This window comes from Chryseobacterium sp. Leaf405, assembly GCF_001425355.1.
Taxonomy (GTDB): Bacteria; Bacteroidota; Bacteroidia; order Flavobacteriales; family Weeksellaceae; genus Chryseobacterium.
In genome coordinates this window covers 71,224-94,221 of record NZ_LMQN01000005.1, presented here as the reverse complement: position 1 = coordinate 94,221, position 22,998 = coordinate 71,224, and the positions used below count along the sequence as shown (strand labels likewise).

The window sequence follows — 22,998 nt, the reverse complement described above, 5'->3', positions numbered from 1 at the left end:
GTTTTGTCATTGTCTGTCTTTATCACCACCAGATAAGCCCCCTGAATCAAAGCCTGGGTATTGATCTTGGTTACCTTATTCTTTGTTTTCATTGTGTAAAACCGCCTTCCTCCCATATCATACAGTGTAATATCAGCTTCCTTGAAATCAAAGCCAATTTCCACATATGCATAATCAGAGACAGGATTCGGATAAATTTTGATGTCCTGTTTTTCTATCAACTGATCTATTTGTTTGTCGCCCAGTTTTACGATCTTCCAGTTTTCTTTGCCAAGTTCTTCTGCGCTGGTTCCTGCCAAAATAATCGAGCCGTCCTTGTTCAGTTTTATATCAGATAATCGTTCCTCTCTCTTTCTAGATTCGCCTTTGACATGTTTTCTCCATTGTTCTTTTCCATTGGAATCCAAATACAGCATCCAAAATGTTTCATCATCAGCTTCAATTTTTCCCTCTGCCTGAGTATATCCTCCCAGTAAAATTCCTTTGGAAGATTGGGCATCTGAAGAATGAATCACGCTCATTCCCATCAAAACATCTCTGTTTTTGAAATTGTAAGACTTCTGCCAGATTTCTTCGCCTCTTTCATTGAGTGAAATCAGCCATAAGTCTGTTCCTTCCTCAACGCCAACGGTTTTATTTCCCGATCTTTCCGATCTTGATTCTCCTCCGATTAAATAGCCTGTTGAAGTCAGTGCCAAGGTTCTCAAATGATCATCACCTTTTCCTCCGAAATTCTTTTCCCATTCTACTTTTCCCTCTTTTGAAAGTTTAATGATCCAATAATCTCCCTCACCGAAATTTTCCGTTTTCTTTGATCCTCCAATACTACTTCTGGAATATATCCCTAATAAAGCGCCACCGTCTTTGGTGGGAATCATTTTCTCCACTTCATCCAAGCCTTTTCCGCCTACAATAACCTGCGATACTTCTTTTCCGTTCTTGTCTAATCGTATAACCAAAACATCCTTAGAACCATAACTTTTAGCAGAGTTTTGAACATTTCCTGCTACAAAAAATCCCAAATCCGTCGTCTGAATCACGGCTCGGGCTTCTTCATCAGAAGTTCCTCCAATGGTTTTCTGCCATAATTCGTCCCCGAATTCGTTGATCCGGATCAACCAGATGTCAGATCCGCCTTTGGAATCCTCTTTTTTATCCAACCCTTTCCCTGAATAACTCGTTCCGGAAAGTAAAAACCCGCCTTCCTGAGTATTCACCGTCGCCGAAAGAAAATCATGGTTTTTTCCTGAAAAATACTTTTCCCAGACTTCTTCACCCTGTTGGTTCAACTTTACTAAATGGAAATCGTAGCCATTATTTTGTTTGCTGTCTGTTGAAAGTTTTTTCGATTGAATCGAGCTTCCTGTAATCAGATATTGCTGGTCAATGGTTGTGGTGACCTGTGAAAGAAAATCCTGTGTCGAGGATTGGATGTCTTTCTGCCAGAGAATTTCCTGAGCCGAAAAGCCCAAAACAGTGCCCAAGAATACTGCACCTGTATAGAATTTTTTCATTCCCGTGTTTATTTTGAGTGGTTAATTATTAATTTTTAAAACGCCGCAAAAATATCGATTTTACTTCACATCCTAGATGTATGAATGACTATTAATATGAATTTCATCATCACTGCAAAAATAGCTTACCCATACGACAGAACCTGTCGTATTATGATAGATGCAGAAAAAGTGAAAAGAGTTGTAAACAGACTTATTATTTCGATAAAAAAGAGAAACCCTTCAGTGAAATCTGAAAGGTTTAATATTTTAAAGAGAAAATTTATTTGTGCAAGTTATCTTTAAAATCATCAATCCTGAAATCGGTCAGAGCATTTCCTTTTTTAATTTTTTCTTTTGAGTACAATCGGAAATCATTTTCAGTTTTTTCCAAAAGATGATCATAAGGTCCTACATGAGAAATCAGTTTCACTAAAACCGGTGAAATTTCAAGACAGATGAAAAGTCCCATAATAAAAGTTGCTGCCAGACCAATAATTGCAGAATTTTTTCCTAACTCATCCAACGCCTGTAATCTTGCCGCAAATCCGTTAAATTTATCTTCAAAAGTTTCTGTGGATTTTCTTTCGGTTTCAAGATTAGAATATACTTTTGAGATTTCTTTATCTAAATATTCCAATCTTGGAGCGACTTGTTTTTGGTAGTTTTCGAGATCATTTTTTCTCTGCTCTTTTAATTCCTGCTTGCGTTTTGCATTAGGCCCAAAACCTTCTTTTCCGCTGGTAAGACCGGATTGTTTACCTAAAATTTCTTTTTCCAATTCTACTGATGCAGAATCGTACGATTTTTGATATTGAGCGATCTTTTCAGCAATCTGTTTCTTTTCGGTTTCAAACGGTCCGCTCTGCTGAAGGATTCTTCCGTTCATTTCCCCCTGAAGCTGCTTTTTGTTTCTTTGAATAATGGTGTTTAATTGCTTATTCACTTCTTTTTCAAAAATTTTAAGTTCTAAAGGTTTAGAAATAATAATTCCTAAGAAAGTAGCCAGAATCAATCGTGGAATTGACATTAAAATCTGGTTCCACCAAGTTCCTGTTTTCTTAATGGAAGAAACGATGTACCTGTCTAAATTAAAGATCATTAAACCCCATAAAATTCCGAATCCAATGGATGTCCAGATGTTGTCAAATACCGTGTACATTGCATACCCTGCGGATAGCGTAGCAAATATAGCGGTGAAAAGTACAATTCCTCCGATCCCTGCAAATTTGTTCCATTCGCTGGGTGTTTTTCTTAAAATATGAATGTTTCCGCCAGAGCACACCATCAGAAATTTCTGAAACCAATTGATGCTATGATTTACCTGATTTATAGTTTGTTGCTTATTTTTCATGATAGAAAATTTATACAAATGTACTACTAAAAATTATACCAATGTAAAAGATAGTATTATGTTTTACCAAGTAATTTAACGAAATTATTTAAAATTTTGATATTCAATTGATTAGAATGTTAATGTAAATAATCTTATCTTTAGATAATCAACCCACAAAAATTTACTTATGAAAAATGTTGTAAAACTATCATTGTTTTGTATTCCATTGGCTCTTGCCTCGTGTAAAAAAGAGGATATCGTAAACAGTGAACTCAAAGAAGTCGCTGCAAGTATGAATAAAATGACACCGCAGATTTTAAGCGACGGTGTACGTCTCGACAGCGTTTCTGCACAACCCGGCAAAACTTTGAGATACAATTATACTTTAACGGATGATATAAAAGAAAATGTTACTCCTGCAGAAATAGAATCTTTTAAAAAGGAGTCAAAAGCAGGGGCTTTGAAAGTTATAAAAACGTCTGCTGAAATTAAAGAATTCCGTGACAGAGAAGTTACAATGGAATATGTGTATTACGATAAAAACGGAAAGAAAACCTCTGATTTTAAAATATCCCCGAACGAGTATAAATAAATTATTTAAGACGACCTGGGTTTTGTTTTAGAAAGCTTTCCCAGCCTGTATAAGATTTAGTGTCAGCAATTGTTCCGGAATTGAAATGGTGGCAAACCGCAACCGCTAAACCGTCGGAAGCATCAAGATATTTTGTTGGGAATTCTTTTAAATTTAGTAGATTTTGAAGCATTCCCGCAACTTGTTCTTTGCTGGCATTTCCATTTCCGGTGATTGCCATTTTAATTTTTTTCGGAGAATATTCTGTAATCGGGATGTTTCTGTAAAGGCTTGCTGCCATCGCAACGCCCTGCGCCCGTCCCAGTTTAAGCATACTCTGAACATTTTTTCCGTAGAAAGGAGCTTCCAGGGCAACTTCATCGGGATGAAATTCGTCAATTAATGCCAATGTTTTGTCGAAAATATATTTGAGCTTGGTTTCGTGGTTAGGATATTTTTTTAATAAAAGTTCATGGATGGAAACCATTTCCATTTTACCTTTTTTTACGGAAATAATTCCAAATCCCATCACTGTAGTTCCCGGGTCAATACCTAAAATAATTTTCTCTGCAATCATTGCTTCAAAGATATGACTTTCTAAACGTTCAGGAATGGAAAAAAAATAAATTGAACGCAATTGTATAATTAAAAAGTTTTTAACTCAAACAAAAATATAACTATGAAAAATTTAATTATCTTTTTAACACTGCCCTTCTATTTTGTATCCAACTTTCTGCAAGTTAAAGATATAAAAGAAAGTAATAAAGGTGCTGCTATCACAAATCTTACGAATAGTTCTAAGATTTTTTATCTTTTTTTTAAAGTAGAAAAAACAGATTCCGGTTCGGAAAAAGTTACTTTACAGGAAAAGAAAATTGTTGATGGAAAATTAAAGTCAAATCTAATTTCCAATGAAAACAGTGGTGAAATTGGAGATTTTGTTGTTTCTATCAATGATGCCAACGGAAAAGAAATTACGAGACAAGTGGTAGAAGATCCGCTTAATCCGACAAGAGAAGTGTATGGTGAAGACGTCAGTAGAAATAAAATTTCACTACAAGATGCTGAATTTAGCGTAAGATATTCACATTCTGAAGAAAATCAGACGGTGAAAGTTGAAAAGATTACAAAATCAGGAAAACAATTAGTATTCACTCAAAGATTATAACCATGAAAAAAATTATATTATCACTTTTTATCGGAGGTTTCTGCTGTGCTCAGGTTTTTGAGACTGTTCCGGTTTTGCAGAATGGTGCGAATGATAAACGTATCAATATTGCAGTTTTGGGAGACGGATTTACCACTTCACAACTTACATCTTTTGTAACTTCTGCACAGAATACGGTGAATTATCTTTTCACCAAAAGTCCTTACACGGAATATAAAAATTACTTTAATGTGTATGCTATAAAAGTTGTTTCGGCAGAATCGGGTGTCAAACATCCTGGAACTGCCACTGATGTTACAGAACCTGTTTTTCCGGTTGCTAATCCCAATAATTATTTCAATTCCTCTTTTGATAACGGAGTGCACAGATGTTATTACGGCAATACAACGAAAGTTACTCAGGTCTTAGCGGCTAATATTCCTGATTTTGATGTTGCTTATATTTTAGGAAATACTTCTCAATACGGAGGCTGCGGTGGAACATATGCTTTTGCGTCATTAAATTCGTCAGCTAATGAAATTGTTGTTCATGAATTGGGGCATTCTTTTGGTAATTTAGCTGATGAATATTGGTTTTCCGGAACAGGTGAAAAAGCCAATAAAACACAGACTTCAAATCCTGCAACCATTAAATGGGCAAATTGGGTGGGTTTGAATGGAGTAGGAGTGTATCCGCATGCTGAAAGCCCTAGCTGGTACCGTCCGCATCAAAGCTGTGAGATGAGGTACCTGAACCAGCAGTTTTGTTCGGTTTGTAAGGAAGCTATTATTGAGAAAATCCATGCGCTGGTTTCGCCGGTAGATTCTTTTATTCCGGCTAATACAACGAATGTAAATGCAAATGCTAACGTAACATTTACAGTTAACGAAATTCTTCCCATTCCTAATACTTTAGTTAATTCATGGAAATTAAATGGAAATGCGCTTTCTTCAACAACTAATACGGTTACTATTACCCCAAGCCAGTTGAATAACGGAGGAAATACACTTCTTTTTTCGGTGAATGATAATAATCCTTTGGTAAAAGTAAATAATCACAGTACGGTTCATTTTACCAATATCACATGGACTTTAAATAAATCTACGTTGGGAACTTCTAAAGTGAAAGCAACAGAACGCAGATTTGCTATTTATCCGAATCCCGCAGATAATGAATTTTATATTAAAGGAAAACAGGGTTTTTCTAAAAATACCAATGTAATGTTATATGATGTTTCAGGGAAATTGATTCCTGTAAAATCTGAATTGAAAGATTCTGCAACGATTTATGTTGATATTAATAAACTTCCTGCCGGAAATTATATGCTGAATGTAGAAGAAAATAAAGAATTGATTATTTCTCAGAAGATTGTTATCGAATAATGCTTAATCAAACGAATATCTTAAAATCGGCTTATATAGTCGATTTTTTTTATTGTAATACTTAAAGAGTTTGCAATTTTTTCTCAGCAATTGGAACCCAATTATGATCATGTCTTAACAAAGTTATTTTATCAACTAAGAATTTAGTTTTATATTCTCTGTCTTTGTAAGTGTTCCAGGCTTTAAGAAAATTTTCGTACGTAAGATTTCTGTAGCCAACGGTTATGTGTGGATTGAATGAATATTTCATGAAATTAAATTTTTCATTAACCTTTAGATAAAGTTCATTCAGTTGTTCATTGGGTTCAGGTTTTACAAAGAGAACCGGATTTGTAGGATTCGCAAAACTTCCGAAACCATTGAGCTCAATTTCAAAAGGAGAAATGTTGGTGTCAATTTTCTGAAATGCTTCGTGAATGTCACTCTCCAATTCCATTTCTCTGGAAAATGGTGGAAACAAAGTGATGTGTGCATCGTTTTTCAGTGCTTTTGAATTCTCATAATGTAAAGCCAAATCTTGTTTGAAGATTTTTATTTCATCAATGATTTGCTGATGTGGATAAATGGCAATAAAATATAATTTTTTCATACCCTGAATGTAAAGAAATTTAAAAATATTTTAATACATAAGAAAATTATGCATAGATTTGTGAGGCATTAAATATTGAGATGAAAAAAAACAGTCTCTACAAAGGAACGCTTCAGAATATTATTTTAAAACTGCTTTCAAAAGAAGTGAAGATGTATGGGTATCAGATTACTCAACGGGCTAAAGAATTGACGGAAGGCGAACTTGAAATGACGGAAGGCGCGCTGTATCCGCTTTTGCACAAATTGGAAGCAGACGGAATTATCAGATCTGAAGTTCAGGAAATTAACGGCAGAAACCGAAAATATTATCTGCTGACCGATAAGGGAAAAAAGCAGCAGGTGGAGCAGGAGCAGGAAATGAAAAATTATTTGTTTAATCTAAATACTATTTTTAATATATGATTTCTTCAGAACAGGAAAAACAGATTGCGTTATACTTGGTTTCAAAAAAACTGCATTCTCAGATAATTATTGAAGTGAAAGATCATTTTATTTCACAAATTTCTAATTTGATGGAAACTAAGAATCTGAATTTTCAGGAAGCTTTTTTAGAAACTAAATCAAGCTGGAAAAATGAATTGGAAATGGTAAATGCAGACCTTTTATCTTTCAGGAAAATAACAAGATTAGAAAGAAATATAATGAAACCGATATTCCGTAGAATAATGTTTTTTGCGCTTGCCGTTTCTTTACTAATAGGGATTGTTTTGAGTATTAATGAAAATTTATACCTGTATGTTCAGGTGAGTTTGCTATTAGTCTATATATCAATCACTTTTTATAATTTCTTCTTCAAAAAAATGAAATTTTCAGAATTTCAGCGAATGTCTTTTCATCCGTTATTATTAAGAAATATATTGATGATGTTACTCATTATTCCAGTTGCTGGAATGATATTCTCCCCGAAAGATAATCCTTGGGAATCCCCGCTGAGCCAAATGTTTCTAACGTACGGAATACTTATTCAGATTCAGTTACTGTACTTTAGAACTAAGAAAATAAACGTTTTGCTGACATGATTAATGAAGAACAAGACCAACAGGTAACCAATTATTTGGTTCTCCATAAGCTTCCGTTAGATATTTTGTTGGAAGTAAAAGATCACATGATTTCACAGGTTTTAGATATGCAAAAAAATGAAAGCCTGACTTTTGATGACGCTTTTCATCAAACGCAAAAATTGTGGGAAGGCGAATTTAAAATGACCAAATATGCAGTGTTTTTCAGTGAAGAAATTCCTGTTATTGTCAAGAAAATAGTAAAGACAAAATATAATAGTCTTCTTAAAAAGTCATTATTATTAGCGTTGATTTCCTTTGCTGTGAACATCCTTTTTATTTTTCTGGCTGATAATCAGGAAGTATACACAGCACTTTTCAGAATACAGAATGCTTCATTTGTCCTTTTTACGGTTGGTGTTTGGGCTTTTAATTATAAGATCTGGAAATATGTAAAACAGGATTTTAAATACAGAGGCAGACTTTTCTATTCGATGTATCAGCAGAATATGGGATTACTGGTTGTCTCCATGAGCTTAATGGCACAGGTTGTTTCAAAAGAAGGCATCTATCCGTATCTGTTTTTCAGAGCTCATGATCACAGTGAACTCCTATTTGTTTTGGCGACTTTAATTCTTCCTTTTTTCATTCAGGTGATGGTTATTTTTGGCTTGATTATTTTTTTTGAGCATAAGAAAACATTAGCCAGAATGCAGAATTTCATTGGTGTTTCTGCTGGATAGAATAAATTATTTCATAGCATACAAAGACTTTAATTAAGTTTTTAAAATCAAATCGCAAAACCAGAAAACATATTCTCCTTCTTCATCATTTTCATTGGATTTTGGTTTCGGATACGTTTTTTTTACTGTTTCTCCAATTTCAAAATCAATTGGAGTCTTAAAAATAGGACCATCAAACGTAAACGTATGAAATTCTCCATTTTCTCCGCAAGGATCAACATTTTTGGGTAGATCATTAATGAAATTTTCATCAACAATCCTTCCCGCAAAGCTTTTGTCAAGATACGTTTCGTTCACGCAGGTGATAATTGTTTTAAAACCGAGATCTAAAAATTCACGGATGAGGTCGGTTGTATTTTGTTTCCAAAGTGGGAAAACTGCTTTCATCCCGATGGTTTGCAATTGGTCTTCACGATATTGTCGTAAATCTTCCAGAAAAATATCTCCGAAAATAGAATGGGTAACCCCGTGAGATTTGATTTCATTCATTGTTTTGCTCATTATTTTACGATATTCCTCCATTGAAGGCTCTTTCGGAAGCTCCATTTTAATTAACGGAAAGCCTAAACTTTCGGCTTGTTTTTGCAGTAAGGGGACAGGAACGCCGTGCATGGAAATTCTCTGAAATTCTTTATTAATACTTGTCAGTAAAGATGTAATTTCAAATTGATCTTCGTGTAAAATTTTATATAAAGCTAAAGCAGAATCTTTTCCGCTACTCCAGTTGAAGATGGCTTTTGGTTTCATTAAAATTATTTGTCTTTACAAAACTAAAAAATCTCTCATAAAAAGGAGAGATTTATATAGTGATGTGTTTTTTAGAATCGACGATTAATGAAAATTAATATCTCGTAGCAATGATACTGTATATATTAGAAGCTCCTTTAGTCAGAATAACAAACTGAACACAATAGATAGCATCAGGATCATTCTGAATAGACAGCCAGACTTCATTACGCTCTAATGTGTTTAATCCATCACTTCCGCTAAAGGCTAAATTTTGCCAGACATTCCAATTTGCAGAAGTATATGTTCTATTTTGGCTCTGGTAAGCAATACTAGTTCCACTAGTAGCATGTACAAATTGACCGGAATGATAATTTGCTATAGTATTTGAAGTAAGTGGGGCAAGAAAACGCATTTCTGGAACTGTATAACTTACAGGGCTGAATCTGAATTCCACTGGACCAATTTGAACGGTTTTGGTTCCATCAGAAGATGTACCTTCATATTTTATTTTTTTAACTAAACTTCCCTGAGTTTCATTAATGATAGCACCGCGGGTCCAGTTTGGAACTGCTGGCGTTCCTATATTCGTATAAAGACCTGCCTCTAAAGCAGAATTTCCTGTGTGATAGACTGTTAATCCTGAAGCTGGATTAGGAATTGTAGTACCGTCAGTACTGGAGATTAGTGTCATTCTTGGAGGGAGAAATCCTTTATTTGCAGAACTGATTTCTAGTGCAGAAGATGCGTCGGGAGTAGGTGTGTTAATACCTATTTGTGCATATGAGAGTATGGCGGTTGTCAGTAAAAAGAATGTAATTAGTTTTTTCATTTTTTTGATTTTAGGTTTAAGAAATTCACAATAACTAAAGTAAATAATGCCAAAGTTAAGGTTAAAGGGAATTTATAAACGGCAGATCTTTGTAGTATTAATATTACAAACGTGTACTTATTTTATTACAAAATGTTAGTTTATTTTTATTACTAGTAAAAAACCTCAAAGAAAATCCTTGAGGTTTTATTTATAATTTTAAAATGGTCAGCAGCAAAAATTGCCCGTTCGGCTACGGACTACATATTTCTTCTGTACTTACCGCCTACTTCAAATAAAGCATTTGTAATCTGCCCAAGCGAACAGTATTTCACGGCATCCATCATGACATGAAATAAATTCTGCTGATTGATGGCCGCGTGCTGTAATGTTTTTAAAGCGGCTCCGGATTTATCTTCATTAGATTTCTGGAAATTATGAAGCGTTTCAATCTGAACCTGCTTTTCTTCCTCAGTAGAACGGATGACTTCTCCTGGACGAACCGTTGGCGAACCATCTTTTCCAAGGAAAGTATTTACTCCGATGATTGGATATTCTCCTGTGTGTTTCAGCCACTCGTAATGCATTGATTCTTCCTGAATTTTTGAACGCTGATACATCGTTTCCATTGCTCCCAAAACGCCACCTCTTTCGGTAATTCTATCAAATTCTGCATAAACAGCTTCTTCCACCAAATCTGTCAATTCTTCAATAATAAATGAACCTTGAAGCGGATTTTCGTTTTTCGCCAAACCTAATTCTTTATTGATGATCAACTGAATCGCCATCGCTCTTCTTACAGATTGCTCGGTCGGAGTTGTAATCGCTTCATCATAAGCATTCGTGTGCAATGAATTACAGTTATCATAAATGGCGTAAAGCGCCTGTAAAGTTGTTCTGATATCGTTAAAATCAATTTCCTGGGCGTGAAGCGAACGTCCTGAAGTTTGAATGTGATATTTCAACATCTGGCTTCTTTCGTCTGCTCCGTATTTTAGTTTCATAGCTTTTGCCCAGATTCTTCTTGCTACACGTCCGATTACTGAATATTCCGGGTCGATACCGTTGGAAAAGAAGAAAGATAAATTCGGTGCAAAATCATTGATGTCCATTCCTCTTGACAAATAATATTCTACATACGTAAAACCATTTGCTAAGGTAAATGCCAATTGAGAAACCGGATTGGCTCCCGCTTCCGCAATGTGATAACCAGAAATCGAAACCGAGTAGAAATTTCTTACTTTTTCTGTGATAAAATATTCCTGAACGTCACCCATCAATCTCAATGCAAATTCGGTAGAGAAAATACACGTATTCTGAGCTTGGTCTTCCTTTAAAATATCGGCCTGAACAGTTCCACGAACGGTTGCAATTGTTTTAGCCTTAATTTCAGCATAAACATCAGCAGGAATCACTTCATCACCTGTAATTCCTAATAATTTTAGTCCTAAACCATTATTAGATGGTGGAAGCTCTCCGTTATATTTTGGTCTTGCTAAACCTTTATCATCAAATTTTGCTTTTAAAACAGCTTCAACCTTAGATTCCAAACCATTTTCGGCGATGTATTTTTCAACATTCTGATCGATAGCTGCGTTCATAAAGAAAGCCAACAACATCGGAGCTGGTCCGTTGATCGTCATTGAAACTGAAGTCAATGCATTCACCAAATCAAATCCTGAATAGAGTTTTTTAGCATCATCCAATGTTGCAATGGAAACTCCCGCATTTCCGATTTTACCGTAAATATCTGGTGGTAAAGCTGGATCTTGTCCGTAAAGAGTTACTGAGTCAAATGCTGTAGATAAACGTTTTGCAGGCATTTCTGCAGAAACGTAGTGAAATCTTCTGTTGGTTCTTTCCGGTCCGCCTTCTCCGGCAAACATTCTCGTCGGGTCTTCTCCGGTTCTTTTGAATGGATAAATTCCGGCTGTGTAAGGGAATCCTCCCGGAAGATTTTCCTGACCTTTCCATTTAATTAAATCACCCCAATCTGTATATTTTGGTAATGCGATTTTTGGAATTCTTAAATGAGATAAAGACTCTGTTGAGGTTTCAACTTTAATTTCTTTTCCGCGAACGAAATAAGAATAAAACTCAGCTTTAAAAGCTTCTTTCGTACTGTCCCAGTTTTGTAGGAAGTCAATATTTTCCTGTTGAAGTTCTTTTTCAGCTTTTTGATATTCAGCATCTAAAGTTTCATTGGAAAGGAAATTTTTCACTCCTTCAATATGATACATTTTTCTTGCTAATTCAGCTTGTTTTTCAACATTAGCATCATATATTCTGTTGTTTTCAACAATTTCAGAAAGGTAACGGACTCTTTTTGGAGGAATAATCGTTACTTCATCTGTAATTTCCTGTTCAACAAAGCCTTGTAAATTTAACTCAGAATATTTCTCATTAACTTTTTCAACTAATCTATTGTATAATTCTGTTGTTCCGTGATCGTTGAATTGTGATGCTTTTGTTGCGTAAACCGGCATATCATCCAATGGCTGTTCCCACAACAAATGGTTTCTTTGGAACTGTTTTCTAACGGCTTGAAGTGCATCAAGAGCACCTCTTTTATCAGATTTATTCAGCGCCACCAAATCTGCATAATCCAACATATCGATTTTTTCCAACTGTGTGGAAGCTCCATATTCGGGGGTCATCACGTACATTGAAACATCTGCAAAATCTGAAACCTCCGAACCGGATTGTCCGATTCCTGAAGTCTCAAGGATGATAACATCAGGATGAGCTAATTTCAATACATTCAAAGCAGAATGAATGAACGGAGAAACAGAAACGTTGTTTTCTCTAGTTGCCATCGAGCGCATATAAACTCTCGGATCATTAATCGCGTTCATACGGATTCTGTCTCCCAAAAGTGCACCTCCTGTTTTCTTTTTCGAAGGATCGATTGAAATGATAGCGATTTTTTTATCTGTATTGGAGCGTAAAAAACGTCTTACCAATTCGTCTGTTAATGAAGATTTTCCCGCTCCGCCGGTTCCTGTAATACCGATGATTGGGATATTTAAGTCCTTTGATTTTTCGTCGATAGCTTTTACTAATTCAGATTTTTCTTCTGAGAAGTTTTCAACCGCAGAAATAATTTTGGCAATACTCGTAGAATTTTCAAAATTGATTGAATCTAAATCGCTTGCTGTAACTTCTTTTCCTGTCGCAAAATCTGATCTTTTCACCAAATCATCGATCATTCCCTGAAGACCAAGTTCACGGCCGTCGTCCGGAGAATAAATTCTGTCGATTCCGTACGCCATAATATCTTCGATTTCTTCGGGCAGAATTACGCCGCCACCGCCACCAAAAATTTTGATTTGCGGAGAATTTTTCTCTCTTAAAAGATCGTAGATGTATTTGAAATATTCGTTGTGACCACCCTGATAAGAAGTCAGTGCAATGGCATTTGCATCTTCCTGAATCGCAGTATTAACAACTTCCTCTGCAGATTTATCGTGACCAAGGTGAATTACTTCGCATCCTGTTCCCTGAATCACACGACGCATAATATTAATAGCGGCATCGTGACCGTCGAATAACGACGCAGCTGTCACGATTCTAACTTTATTTTTTGGAGTATATTTTTGGGTTTCCATAAAAATCTAAAAAATTTCTGAATTCTCAAATATAACAATAAAATGGAAACCCGTAATTTAAGTTTAATGATTTGAATTTTAAACATTTAAATAAAATCGGTCAATTGAATTTTAACCAACTTAACAAACATTCGTTTAAAATAGGTTTAGCAGAATCAAATGGATTCGATTTGTGATGTTTATTTTCAAATTAGTGCATTTAAATTCTCAGATTAATTTCTCTATTTTTGCACCATATATATAAGGTATGAAAAAAGCGTTGATGTATTTTGCATTGGGAACAGTTTTGAGTTTTTTGATTAATTATTTCTTTTACAGTTCTGAAAACCTTGGACTGGATATTTATTATGCCTTAGCGTTCGGTTTTGCCTGGGGAATTGCTTATTATTTGGATACGCCCAATTTTACTTTACCTCAAAAATTAGGATTATCTTTTGTGGCGATGGGGATTTTAGTCGTAATTGGAACGTTATTATTTACTTTAGAATTAGCAATTCCTTCTATCCTGAAATTCTCTACAGTATTTGTAGCGTATTATTTAATAGCAAGTTTCAGAGCGAATAAATCACTTCGTAATTAATATTCATTAAATAATCTTCACATTTCTAATTATTTATACTTTTGTAAGGTTTGCCTTACGATAAACTCAATGAATTTTTTTTCAAAATAAAACAGTTAATCAATAGATTAAACAAAATATGTTTTTTCATTCCGAAAATAATGTGTACCTTTGCACACCCTTTTAGGGGCAAATTATGTTTAATCTTTAACTAAAACGTGTGAATACATTAAGTTACAAAACTGTTTCAGCGAACAAAGCTACTGCTAATAAAGAATGGGTTGTGGTAGACGCTGAAGGACAGCCGTTAGGAAGACTAGCTTCTACGGTTGCAAAGATTTTGAGAGGTAAGCACAAAACGAACTTTACACCTCACGTAGATTGTGGTGATAACGTAATCGTTTTGAACGCTGGGAAAGTAACTCTTTCAGGAAACAAGTGGAACGATAAGACTTATATCTGGCATACAGGTTACCCTGGTGGACAGAAGTCTATGACAGCTCTTGAACTTCAGAAAAAAGATTCTTTAAAAGTATTGGAAAAATCTGTAAAAGGAATGCTTCCAAAAAACAGATTAGGATCTGCATTGCTTAAAAACCTTTATTTATATGAAGGAACAGAGCACAAGCATGAAGCTCAACAGCCTAAAACAATTAATGTTAACGAATTTAAATAATTAATTATGTCTATAGTTCACAAAATCGGAAGAAGAAAAACTTCTGTAGCTAGAGTTTATGTAAGACCAGGTTCTGGTGTTATTACAGTAAACGGTAAAGATGCTGCAACTTATTTCTCTACAGACGTGATGGTTTACAAATTAAACCAACCGTTTATCCTTTCTGAAACTGTTGGTCAGTATGATGTTACCGTAAATGTTTTCGGTGGTGGAAATACAGGTCAGGCAGAAGCTATCAGATTAGGTATTTCAAGAGCTTTATGCGAAATCAACGCTGAATTCAGATTGGCATTGAAACCTGCTGGTTTACTTACAAGAGACGCAAGAATGGTGGAAAGAAAGAAGCCAGGTCAGAAAAAAGCAAGAAAGAGATTCCAGTTCTCAAAACGTTAATTTTCAGACTTCAGATGCAAGTTTTCAGATTTCAGAATTTATTCAATCTGTTTTCTTATATCTAAAATCTATTTATCAAAACAAAAAAATTGCCCGTTACGTTTAGCATCCAAACACTTCTCCCATCTAAAGAAGCTGTTGATTGCATAAGAAGCGGAAAGTAAACTAACAAAAACAGAAAACATGGCAAAAGCAAATGTAAAAGACCTTCTAGAGGCTGGTGTACACTTCGGTCACATGACTAGAAAGTGGAATCCAAATATGGCTCCATACATTTTTATGGAGAAAAATGGTATTCACATTGTAGACTTACATAAAACAGCAGTTAAATTGGATGAAGCTTGTAGCGCTTTAGAAAAATTAACTTCTGCAGGTAAAAAAGTTCTTTTCGTAGCGACTAAGAAGCAAGCGAAAGAAGTAGTTGCTAAGCACGCTGCTGAACTTAATATGCCTTATATTACAGAAAGATGGCCAGGTGGTATGTTAACAAACTTTGTTACTATCAGAAAGGCGGTAAAGAAAATGAACCATATCGACAAAATGAAAAAAGACGGTACGTTCGAAACTTTATCTAAAAAAGAAAGATTACAAGTTGACAGACAAAGAGCTAACTTAGAGAAAAACTTAGGTTCTATCTCAGACATGGTTCGTCTTCCTTCTGCGATCTTCGTTGTAGATATCATGAGAGAACACATCGCTGTAACTGAAGCTAAGAAATTAGGTATTCCAGTTTTCGGTATTGTTGATACTAACTCTGACCCAAGAAAAGTTGACTTCGTTATCCCAGGAAACGATGATGCTTCTAAGTCTATCGATATGATCTTGAGCATTGTTTCAGAATCTATCAAAGACGGTCAGACTCAAAGAAAAGCTGACAAAGAAAAATCTAAAGAAGAAGGAGAAGTAGTATCTGCTGATAAAGATGCAGATTTCGATTCTGCTGAATAATTAAAGGTTTTCTTTAAAATAAAAAGACCGCTGAATCTGAGATTCAGCGGTCTTTTGTTTGACTAAAATGCGTAAACATTATTTCTTTTTATTAATCTGTTTAGGATTTTGGATGGTTAATAAAAGACTCTTGTTGATGTCCTTTTTTGAAGTGTAAGATACATCACATACGTTACTTGTTAAAGTATAAGTCCCTTTATTAATGACGATAAAATTTTCACCTTTGGCAGGAATTGCCATGTTGTAAAAATCCTTTCCCTGAATTCTTAAAACCAAATTACAATCAGATTCATTTTTAAACAGAAAGATAACTTCTTTGCTGCTGATGTCTTCATTAAACATTGTATTCAGAAGTTTTATGGTTTTATCTTTGTGTTCTTTTGATGTGGAAGTAACTAAGCGCTTAAATTCTTCGGCTTCAGAAGAGTTGGGGTTAATAATAGGTATTTCTGAAATTACAGGTCTCGCTTCCATGGCTTTTGCGTTGTTTTTACCTTTTGTCCATTCTGCATTTTTCAGTGCGATTAACTTAGGCTTTAGAACTGTTCTTCTCGGATCGTCTGCATGGGCTGTTTTCAGAAATTTTTCTATTTCACTAATATTTTTACTTTCGAGGATATTTTGTGAATTGCTTTTAATGTTACTTGACTTGCACGATATCAATGTCGTAACTAAGACAATAAGTAGGAATCTTTTTTTCATAATGTGTTATTTTATTGAATAAATTTTTTGTGTTTGTTGACTTAAATAAACGAAAATACAAGGATGTGAAATTTTCACACCCTTTATCATTTGAGCAAACTTTATTACTTCAAAATAGGTAATAAGTTAAATTTGTAAACTTCTGTTGTAGTGTTTAGTAGGTTTCATCATTTGTTTAGTTTTTAATTAATTTTGAACTTAATATAAGTAATTGTTTTTCCTTTGGCAGAAAATAATTCCTCATAATACGTTTTGATATCTCTTAAGTGTGGAGTATCAGGATCATATTCAGCAGCGCCGTAAATATCGTGGTGAGCTGAAATGATTTCGTAACCGGCACCTTGCAAGTATCCTAATGTATAACCGTGAAGGAATTCAGAATCTGTTTTAAGGTGAACAATTCCGCCCGGTTTTAAGAACTTTTTGTATCGTTCTAGAAAATCAGGATGTGTCAGTCTATGCTTTGTACGTCTGTATTTAATCTGTGGATCGGGGAACGTGATCCAGATTTCGTCTACTTCATTTTCATCAAAAAAATGGTCTACAAGTTCAATTTGACTTCTTAAAAAAGCAACATTATTCATGCCGTTATCAATAGCTTCTTTTGCTCCAAACCAGAATCTTGCGCCTTTAATATCAATTCCGACAAAGTTTTTCTTAGGGAAAGTTTTTGCAAGACCCACTGAATATTCTCCTTTTCCGCAGCCTAATTCCAGAACAATAGGATTGTCATTTTTAAAGAAATCTGCTCTCCATTTTCCTTTAAGATTAAAACCTGTCAGAGCTTCATCTCTTGTCGGCTGAATTACATTTGGTAGTATTTTGTTTTCTGCGAATCTTGCTAATTTATTTTTACCCATGAGAATTTTAAAATCCTGTAAAAATAACGAATTTTATATAAATGCTCTTTTTTATGTCAAGATTATTTTCTTGCAGAACTTCCCAAGGCAACCATTAAAGGTTTCTGAATTGTTTTTTGAGAAGCGTATTCAGCACCGCAAACGATACTTGTAAAAAGGTAATCACCTTTCTGCACAACAACGGAATTGTCACCATGTGCAGGAACCGGGAGTCTGTATTTTATTGTTCCTATACCATCCATTCTTACAATGATATTACAGTCAGATTTGTTTTCAATCATCACGATACATTCTTTTGTATTCGGATCGTTGTCGAAAAGAGAATTTAGTATTTTTACCGTTTTATCTTTATGTTCCGTAGGGTTTTCAGCCATCAATGAATTAAATTCTGAAGCTTCTGTATCTGGAATTGTTGCAATGGGTTTTGATGATTCTGAAGATGAAACAGAAGGAGTGGTTACATACACATTTTGAGGAGAACTCGGGATATAAGCTACAGCAGATTGCCCGACCTGCAATTCTCTTTGGAATTTTAATATTTGCTTCTGTTTAATGGCAGCATTCATCTGCTCAAAACTGATCTTGGTAGAAGTTCCGCTTCTAAGCATGGCAAGCCAGGTCTGCATTTGTTTTACTTTTGGATCTCCCGGTTTTGCGTATTGAATATATTCTTTCATCATGCCCATCACACGTGGTTTCAATACAGATCTTCTGGGATCATCGGGATGTGCATCTCTTAAGAAAGCATTGATCTCGTAAATACTTTTACTTTTTAAAATCTGGCTGTAATCCTTACTCTGTGCGGAAAGATTAATAAATAGAATTGTACTAAAAAATAGGATTAACTTTTTCATTCATTTGTATTGCGTTAGAAAGTAAATATTTCTCTTTTTGTTGATTTTTTCAATGCATTAATCTATAAAACTCAGCGAAAATCACACCATCTTATATTTAAAACTTAAATCTTTGCTAAAATTAAACATAATTTAAAAAAACAAAAAATGTATATCACAATTTTAGTAATATACATTTCATGAATTTTATCTCAAAAGATTAATTTATTTTATAACATCCTGAAGATGCGAGTTTTTCAGTCTTCGCTGATAAATAGGTAAATATTTTTCGATAGGAATTTTTACGGCTTCAAAATTACCTATCATCACATACGGTTCTATATTTTCTGATGTATAAACGAATTGAAGGAAATTATCGATAAGGTTTTCAGGAATTTTAAATCTTGTGAAATAATCTTTACCCAGATAATTTTTAATCTGAGCCACAGAGCTGCTCATTTTTTCATACGCCATATAACGCTGCTTTTTCTTTCTTTCACCTGAAAGAATATCATAAATGCTTTCCAGACTGAAGGTAAGCCCGCCGTCTCTAAACCCTGCAACAGGAAGTTGTGGAGAAGTTCCGTCACCTTTAGGTTCTGGCAGACCAATTACTTTTTTAATGGCAAGTCCTTTGTCTTCTTTTCTCAGAACATTCACATCATATCTTAAATTCCCGGTGGGTCTGAATCTGTTGATGACTACTTCCTGAATATCATGATATGCAATTTTAAGTTCCATTAAATTTTTCTGCTCCATCATCTGGGGAGTCAATTTAATGTCTTTTCGCTCTGTAACAATCGAGGTAAAACGGATCACATCACCGGTATTTGCAGGAATGGAAAAATCTCCGTTGTAATCTGTAAGAACGGTTTTCAATGTATTAAGGTTGGTTACATATACCTGATTCAGGTATAATACAGAATTATCCCTAAGGAAAACTTCTCCTGAGTAGGTTTGAGCATTGATTTTTGCCAGAAAAACCAACAGCAATAGGGTAAATAGCTTCTTCATATTGTGAGGCAAAATTACGCAGAAAACCAATAATTTAAACCTGATTAATTCACGAAAAGTGGTTAAAGTTATATTAAACTTTGCTGTAAAATTGTTAAGGAATGTTATAAGATTCACTTTTAATTAATACTTTGTGAAAATCTTTCTGTTTTATTGAAATTAATAGTTCTTTACTAAAAGCCAGCTTGAATATTTTACGGTGGTTGTTCCGGAGAATTCCGTCCAACTGATAAAATACCAGTAAGTAGCTGTATTTACAGGTCTGCCGGTTATTCTTCCATCCCAGATAAATCTATTGGTGCGGCTTCCACGGAAAACCTCAGCGCCATATCTATCAAAAATACGGAACACAATATTGTCATTATCCATCAGAGCAGAATAATCAATCGCATCATTGTAACCATCTGAGTTTGGAGTAATTGTATTAATTAAATCGATGATCACAAAAGGTCTTGTATCTTCCTGGCAATTATTAGAATCGCGAACATGCATTATGTGATTTCCTCTTGGTACATTCATAAAGACACTGGTAGTTTGCCAATTAGAACCATCAAGGGAATATTCATAAGGAGGAGTTCCGCCGCCTGCCGTTACTGTTACCGTACTTCCGTTAATTTCAATTAAAGTAATGATAGGCAGAGTAGATTCTGTAACATTTACAACCTGTCTATACGTACAGCCATCGAATGTAAGATCTACCCAATAGCTTCCAGCACTTACATTATCAATAGAAGGAGTTGTTGCGCCTGTGCTCCACAGATAAGAATCAAATCCGGGACCTGCATTCAATGTTGTAAGAGTTTTAGGACAAATTACTTTATCCACTAAAATATTTGAGCTTTTAGGAATTTTAATATTAACGGTAATCGACGCAATTTCCGGACAAACTCCAGGTTTTTCGAATCTTATATAAACAGTTTGGTTTCCAGTTAAGTCAGCAGGATTCCCAATAGGAGAGACGTTGTTCTGAGCATTTGCCAATGTTCCGAAAAAACTTACTGTTACCAGAGGATCGGGTGTATATTGGTTGATATAAGGCATAAGATCAACCTGCTTGATTCCATCTAAATTATCATCACAAACATTTAGGGAAAGAGTGTTTCTTAATAATGGGACTTTGGCACCAATGATAAAAGTAAGAGGTTTCACTACCGCTGCACAGCCATCGGGAGAATCTACTCTTATATAAATCGTTGTCGTTGCGGTGTAACTCCAGTTGTTAGGAAGTGTGTTGTTGTTTCCAATATTGGCATCACTGATATTTGCATAATATCTTACAATCGGAAAATAAGTGGAATTAGTTAAAACAATTGGAGTAATATTTGAAAGAGTGATATTTACAATTCCATCCAAATTATCATCACAGAAAATTCCGGTATAATTATTTAAAACAACGGCAAGCGGGAAAAGGTTCAGTGTGATCTGAGCAATACTTTTACATCCAATTGAATTTTTTACTACTGCATAAACAATAGTTCCGTTCGGTGCGCTATAAGTAGTCGGTGCCGTAATTGATGTTCCGGCTGTTTCGTTTTGCGCATTCAGCAATGTTGTGTAATAGGTGATTGTAACCGGAGAATTACTGGTAACATTTGCTGTTGTTAAGTTAAATGTTCCCTGTCCTGAAATATCACATGCATTCAAGGTTGCATTATTTACTGTTAAAGCTTGAATATTAATCGTTACTGTTACTGTTTCACAATCCGTTAAATTAACATCATTTCCACAAAATGTGTAAGTGAAAGTGTCTGTTCCTACTGTTCCGGGATTGGTTACAGTATAAGTAATGATTCCTGTTGTTGCATTGATTGTTGCTGTACCTAAAGTAGGAGCCGTTAAAATCGAAACAGTGGAAGGCACCGGAATTTGTGTTGAACTTGTAAAAGTAGGGGTAATGGTCTGAATGTTGCAAACGCCATACGTAGCTGTAGACAGTTTGGTACAGTTTAAAACTTTAAAAGGTTCTGATATCAAAGGAGCACAGTTTCCCATTGTTACAGAACAGGTATAATATCCAGATTGGGTAGGTGAGTACGTTGAATTTGTAGCCCCCGGAATAATGTTTCCATTGACATACCATTGATATGAATCATAAATGAGAGGGTCTATTGTAAGAATAATTCCCGGAGCACAACCTCCTCCCGAATTTAAAATAACAGGCTGAGTGGGGAAGCCTGCAAAGAATCCTCCATATCCCACGGCATCACTCCCTGCGTTGATTCCAGCAGTAATAGCTTTAGTAGAAACAATAGTGAGCGTTCCTGTTATATTAGGAATTCCGTAGGTAACCCAGTTTGTTGTCCCGGTCATATTGAAAGGACCAGTTGCTGCCGGAGGAACTCCTCCATTTACGGTTACGACTGCCCCTCTTTCCGTAATAAGATTTAATTTTGTCGGAATATTTAAAATTCCATTCGGGTTACCGTTTGAATACACAAAATTTTCATCAATTAAACCTAATTCATTGATTTGCTTTGGTAAATAACAATTCAAAGCCGGAATAAAATTAAAACCTCCGGTTGCGACTTCACTTCCTGTTGCATTGGAATTTCCTGCAAGAACCTGATAGACGTAAGCATTTTTAGAAGTTCTGATATAAAGATTATAGTGATTATTTCCCTGATTCTGATATTTTGTGTCGGGAATCATATAATATTGTCCAATATTTAAAGTCGCAACAGGCGGAATTTCATTGTTTACATAGACCAAAGTATTATTTTCAGTTGCAATAACAAGTGCGCCTTCCATATTGGTACCGATGCTTCCGTTACCTTTTACTAAGGCAAATTCACTTCCTAATCTATCTACCGGAACTGCCTGATCCATCAAAATGTCTGAACTTGTTGGAATATTCCCAGCATACTGTCCGTTAAAGTTTCCATTGGTAACATTCACAGGTTTATCGGCAACAATTTTTGCTCCGATAAAACCATCTGAATTCCCTGTATTTGTTCCAATTCCGTCGATGATATACGATTGCCCTTTATTTAACATAAAAGTCATTGATGGCGTAGTGATTCCGTTTGTGCCGTTAGAAAACTGTACGGTAGGTTTGTATCCTGAAATGGTCACAGTCGTATTATCATCTGTCGCCAGAATACTTGTCATAAAATTCAGAATGTTACTGTTGACAGTTATGGGTGCGTTGGCTGCATAAAAAAGTTTTCCGGTGGAGGGAATTCCCTTTGAAGTAATAATTTCTGCGTGATTATACACCGAGAATCTCACATTGGCATAAAAAGGAAATTCGCCTTTTACATAAATTCCTTTTGTCGTTGGGGTAAAAAGATCAGTTTGTTGTGTCGTAATAAGATATTCTCTTAAAATGTCAAATTTCTGCGGGCTCCCTTTGCTTATAATTACAGTGCCTATTAAAACATTATTGTTGTAAATACTTACCGGAAAAGGAGTTGTACGGCTAGTTGACAGGTATAATTTTTGATAAGGATTGGGATTTCCGGTTCTGTCGACCATAGGCGCAAACCAGTGTTCTCTGTCCAATTGTGCAAATGCAGAGGTGAAAAAATAGAATATAAATAAAAAAGATAAAAATTTCTTCATTCAATGGTCACGTTTATTACAAATTTAATAATAAAAAGTGTTATAA

Annotated in this window: 22 protein-coding genes; 10 read left to right on the top strand and 12 right to left on the bottom strand. The window is 35.0% G+C overall.

Features of this window, described 5'->3' with window-relative positions:
- Positions 1-1,514 (bottom strand): T9SS type A sorting domain-containing protein (locus ASG22_RS04720; protein ID WP_055981336.1); only part of this gene is annotated, 1,514 nt, incomplete at its 3' end.
- A gap of 262 nt (positions 1,515-1,776) precedes the next feature.
- Positions 1,777-2,847 carry a DUF4407 domain-containing protein gene (locus ASG22_RS04710; protein ID WP_055981331.1) on the bottom strand — a complete coding sequence of 357 codons (1,071 nt, stop codon included), beginning with the start codon at positions 2,845-2,847 and terminating at the stop codon, positions 1,777-1,779.
- Between the two features lie 169 nt (positions 2,848-3,016).
- Here ASG22_RS04710 and ASG22_RS04705 point away from each other — a divergent pair, with 169 nt between their 5' ends.
- Positions 3,017-3,421 carry a hypothetical protein gene (locus ASG22_RS04705; RefSeq protein WP_055981328.1) on the top strand — a complete coding sequence of 135 codons (405 nt, stop codon included), beginning with the start codon at positions 3,017-3,019 and terminating at the stop codon, positions 3,419-3,421.
- A 1-nt stretch (position 3,422) separates the two neighbouring features.
- Here ASG22_RS04705 and ruvC read toward each other — a convergent pair whose 3' ends face one another.
- Entirely contained in the window at positions 3,423-3,977 is a 555-nt protein-coding gene (gene ruvC, locus ASG22_RS04700; RefSeq protein ID WP_055981345.1) for a crossover junction endodeoxyribonuclease RuvC, read from the bottom strand.
- Positions 3,978-4,079: 102 nt separating this feature from the next.
- Between ruvC and ASG22_RS04695 the strand changes: the two genes are divergently transcribed.
- Both ASG22_RS04695 and ASG22_RS04690 read left to right on the top strand, forming a co-directional pair.
- Positions 4,080-4,568 carry a hypothetical protein gene (locus tag ASG22_RS04695; protein WP_055981326.1) on the top strand — a complete coding sequence of 163 codons (489 nt, stop codon included), beginning with the start codon at positions 4,080-4,082 and terminating at the stop codon, positions 4,566-4,568.
- 2 nt (positions 4,569-4,570) lie between these two features.
- Positions 4,571-5,929, top strand: a complete 1,359-nt coding sequence (locus ASG22_RS04690) for a M64 family metallopeptidase (protein ID WP_055981323.1) — start codon at positions 4,571-4,573, stop codon at positions 5,927-5,929.
- A 61-nt stretch (positions 5,930-5,990) separates the two neighbouring features.
- On the opposite strand, the gene ASG22_RS04685 is transcribed toward ASG22_RS04690, so the two are convergent.
- The gene (locus ASG22_RS04685) at positions 5,991-6,518 is read right to left on the bottom strand and encodes a 2'-5' RNA ligase family protein (RefSeq protein ID WP_055981320.1); all 528 of its coding nucleotides are present in this window, start codon (positions 6,516-6,518) and stop codon (positions 5,991-5,993) included.
- An 80-nt stretch (positions 6,519-6,598) separates the two neighbouring features.
- Between ASG22_RS04685 and ASG22_RS04680 the strand changes: the two genes are divergently transcribed.
- Genes ASG22_RS04680 through ASG22_RS04670 form a run of 3 tightly spaced genes read left to right on the top strand, consistent with a single transcriptional unit; the run spans position 6,599 to position 8,261 of the window.
- Positions 6,599-6,922, top strand: coding sequence for a PadR family transcriptional regulator (locus ASG22_RS04680; RefSeq protein WP_055981319.1), 324 nt, complete (start codon positions 6,599-6,601; stop codon positions 6,920-6,922).
- Positions 6,919-7,539 (top strand): hypothetical protein, encoded by a 621-nt coding sequence (locus ASG22_RS04675; protein ID WP_055981317.1) that lies wholly within the window; start codon positions 6,919-6,921, stop codon positions 7,537-7,539. Before ASG22_RS04680 ends, ASG22_RS04675 begins: the two co-directional genes overlap by 4 nt.
- The gene (locus tag ASG22_RS04670) at positions 7,536-8,261 is read left to right on the top strand and encodes a hypothetical protein (protein ID WP_055981315.1); all 726 of its coding nucleotides are present in this window, start codon (positions 7,536-7,538) and stop codon (positions 8,259-8,261) included. The genes ASG22_RS04675 and ASG22_RS04670 overlap by 4 nt, the downstream gene beginning before the upstream one ends.
- A 33-nt stretch (positions 8,262-8,294) precedes the next feature.
- Here ASG22_RS04670 and ASG22_RS04665 read toward each other — a convergent pair whose 3' ends face one another.
- The 3 genes from ASG22_RS04665 to ASG22_RS04655 form a co-directional block, all read right to left on the bottom strand.
- Positions 8,295-9,008 (bottom strand): diphthine--ammonia ligase, encoded by a 714-nt coding sequence (locus tag ASG22_RS04665; RefSeq protein ID WP_055981312.1) that lies wholly within the window; start codon positions 9,006-9,008, stop codon positions 8,295-8,297.
- A gap of 94 nt (positions 9,009-9,102) precedes the next feature.
- Positions 9,103-9,819, bottom strand: coding sequence for a hypothetical protein (locus ASG22_RS04660; RefSeq protein WP_055981310.1), 717 nt, complete (start codon positions 9,817-9,819; stop codon positions 9,103-9,105).
- 239 nt (positions 9,820-10,058) lie between these two features.
- Positions 10,059-13,406 (bottom strand): methylmalonyl-CoA mutase family protein, encoded by a 3,348-nt coding sequence (locus ASG22_RS04655; protein WP_055981307.1) that lies wholly within the window; start codon positions 13,404-13,406, stop codon positions 10,059-10,061.
- A 247-nt stretch (positions 13,407-13,653) separates the two neighbouring features.
- Here ASG22_RS04655 and ASG22_RS04650 point away from each other — a divergent pair, with 247 nt between their 5' ends.
- From ASG22_RS04650 to rpsB, 4 genes are all read left to right on the top strand, one after another.
- On the top strand, positions 13,654-13,986 hold the full coding sequence (locus ASG22_RS04650; protein ID WP_055981304.1) for a hypothetical protein: 333 nt from the start codon (positions 13,654-13,656) through the stop codon (positions 13,984-13,986).
- Between the two features lie 199 nt (positions 13,987-14,185).
- Complete coding sequence (rplM, locus tag ASG22_RS04645; RefSeq protein WP_047397369.1) at positions 14,186-14,641, top strand: 50S ribosomal protein L13; 456 nt, start codon at positions 14,186-14,188, stop codon at positions 14,639-14,641.
- Between the two features lie 6 nt (positions 14,642-14,647).
- Positions 14,648-15,034: a 30S ribosomal protein S9 gene (gene rpsI, locus ASG22_RS04640; protein WP_045501218.1), complete on the top strand. Its 387-nt coding sequence runs from the start codon at positions 14,648-14,650 to the stop codon at positions 15,032-15,034.
- A gap of 183 nt (positions 15,035-15,217) precedes the next feature.
- Positions 15,218-15,982 (top strand): 30S ribosomal protein S2, encoded by a 765-nt coding sequence (rpsB, locus tag ASG22_RS04635; RefSeq protein ID WP_055981301.1) that lies wholly within the window; start codon positions 15,218-15,220, stop codon positions 15,980-15,982.
- 78 nt (positions 15,983-16,060) lie between these two features.
- On the opposite strand, the gene ASG22_RS04630 is transcribed toward rpsB, so the two are convergent.
- The 5 genes from ASG22_RS04630 to ASG22_RS04610 all read right to left on the bottom strand — a co-directional run bounded on the left by ASG22_RS04630 (position 16,061) and on the right by ASG22_RS04610 (position 22,952).
- Positions 16,061-16,684, bottom strand: coding sequence for a DUF6759 domain-containing protein (locus tag ASG22_RS04630; RefSeq protein ID WP_055981299.1), 624 nt, complete (start codon positions 16,682-16,684; stop codon positions 16,061-16,063).
- 182 nt (positions 16,685-16,866) lie between these two features.
- The gene (trmB, locus tag ASG22_RS04625) at positions 16,867-17,544 is read right to left on the bottom strand and encodes a tRNA (guanosine(46)-N7)-methyltransferase TrmB (RefSeq protein ID WP_055981296.1); all 678 of its coding nucleotides are present in this window, start codon (positions 17,542-17,544) and stop codon (positions 16,867-16,869) included.
- 62 nt (positions 17,545-17,606) lie between these two features.
- On the bottom strand, positions 17,607-18,398 hold the full coding sequence (locus ASG22_RS04620) for a DUF6759 domain-containing protein (protein WP_055981293.1): 792 nt from the start codon (positions 18,396-18,398) through the stop codon (positions 17,607-17,609).
- A 204-nt stretch (positions 18,399-18,602) separates the two neighbouring features.
- The gene (locus ASG22_RS04615; RefSeq protein WP_082504940.1) at positions 18,603-19,391 is read right to left on the bottom strand and encodes a hypothetical protein; all 789 of its coding nucleotides are present in this window, start codon (positions 19,389-19,391) and stop codon (positions 18,603-18,605) included.
- Positions 19,392-19,550: 159 nt separating this feature from the next.
- Positions 19,551-22,952, bottom strand: a complete 3,402-nt coding sequence (locus tag ASG22_RS04610) for a T9SS type B sorting domain-containing protein (protein WP_055981291.1) — start codon at positions 22,950-22,952, stop codon at positions 19,551-19,553.
- Between the last annotated feature and the right edge of the window lie 46 nt (positions 22,953-22,998).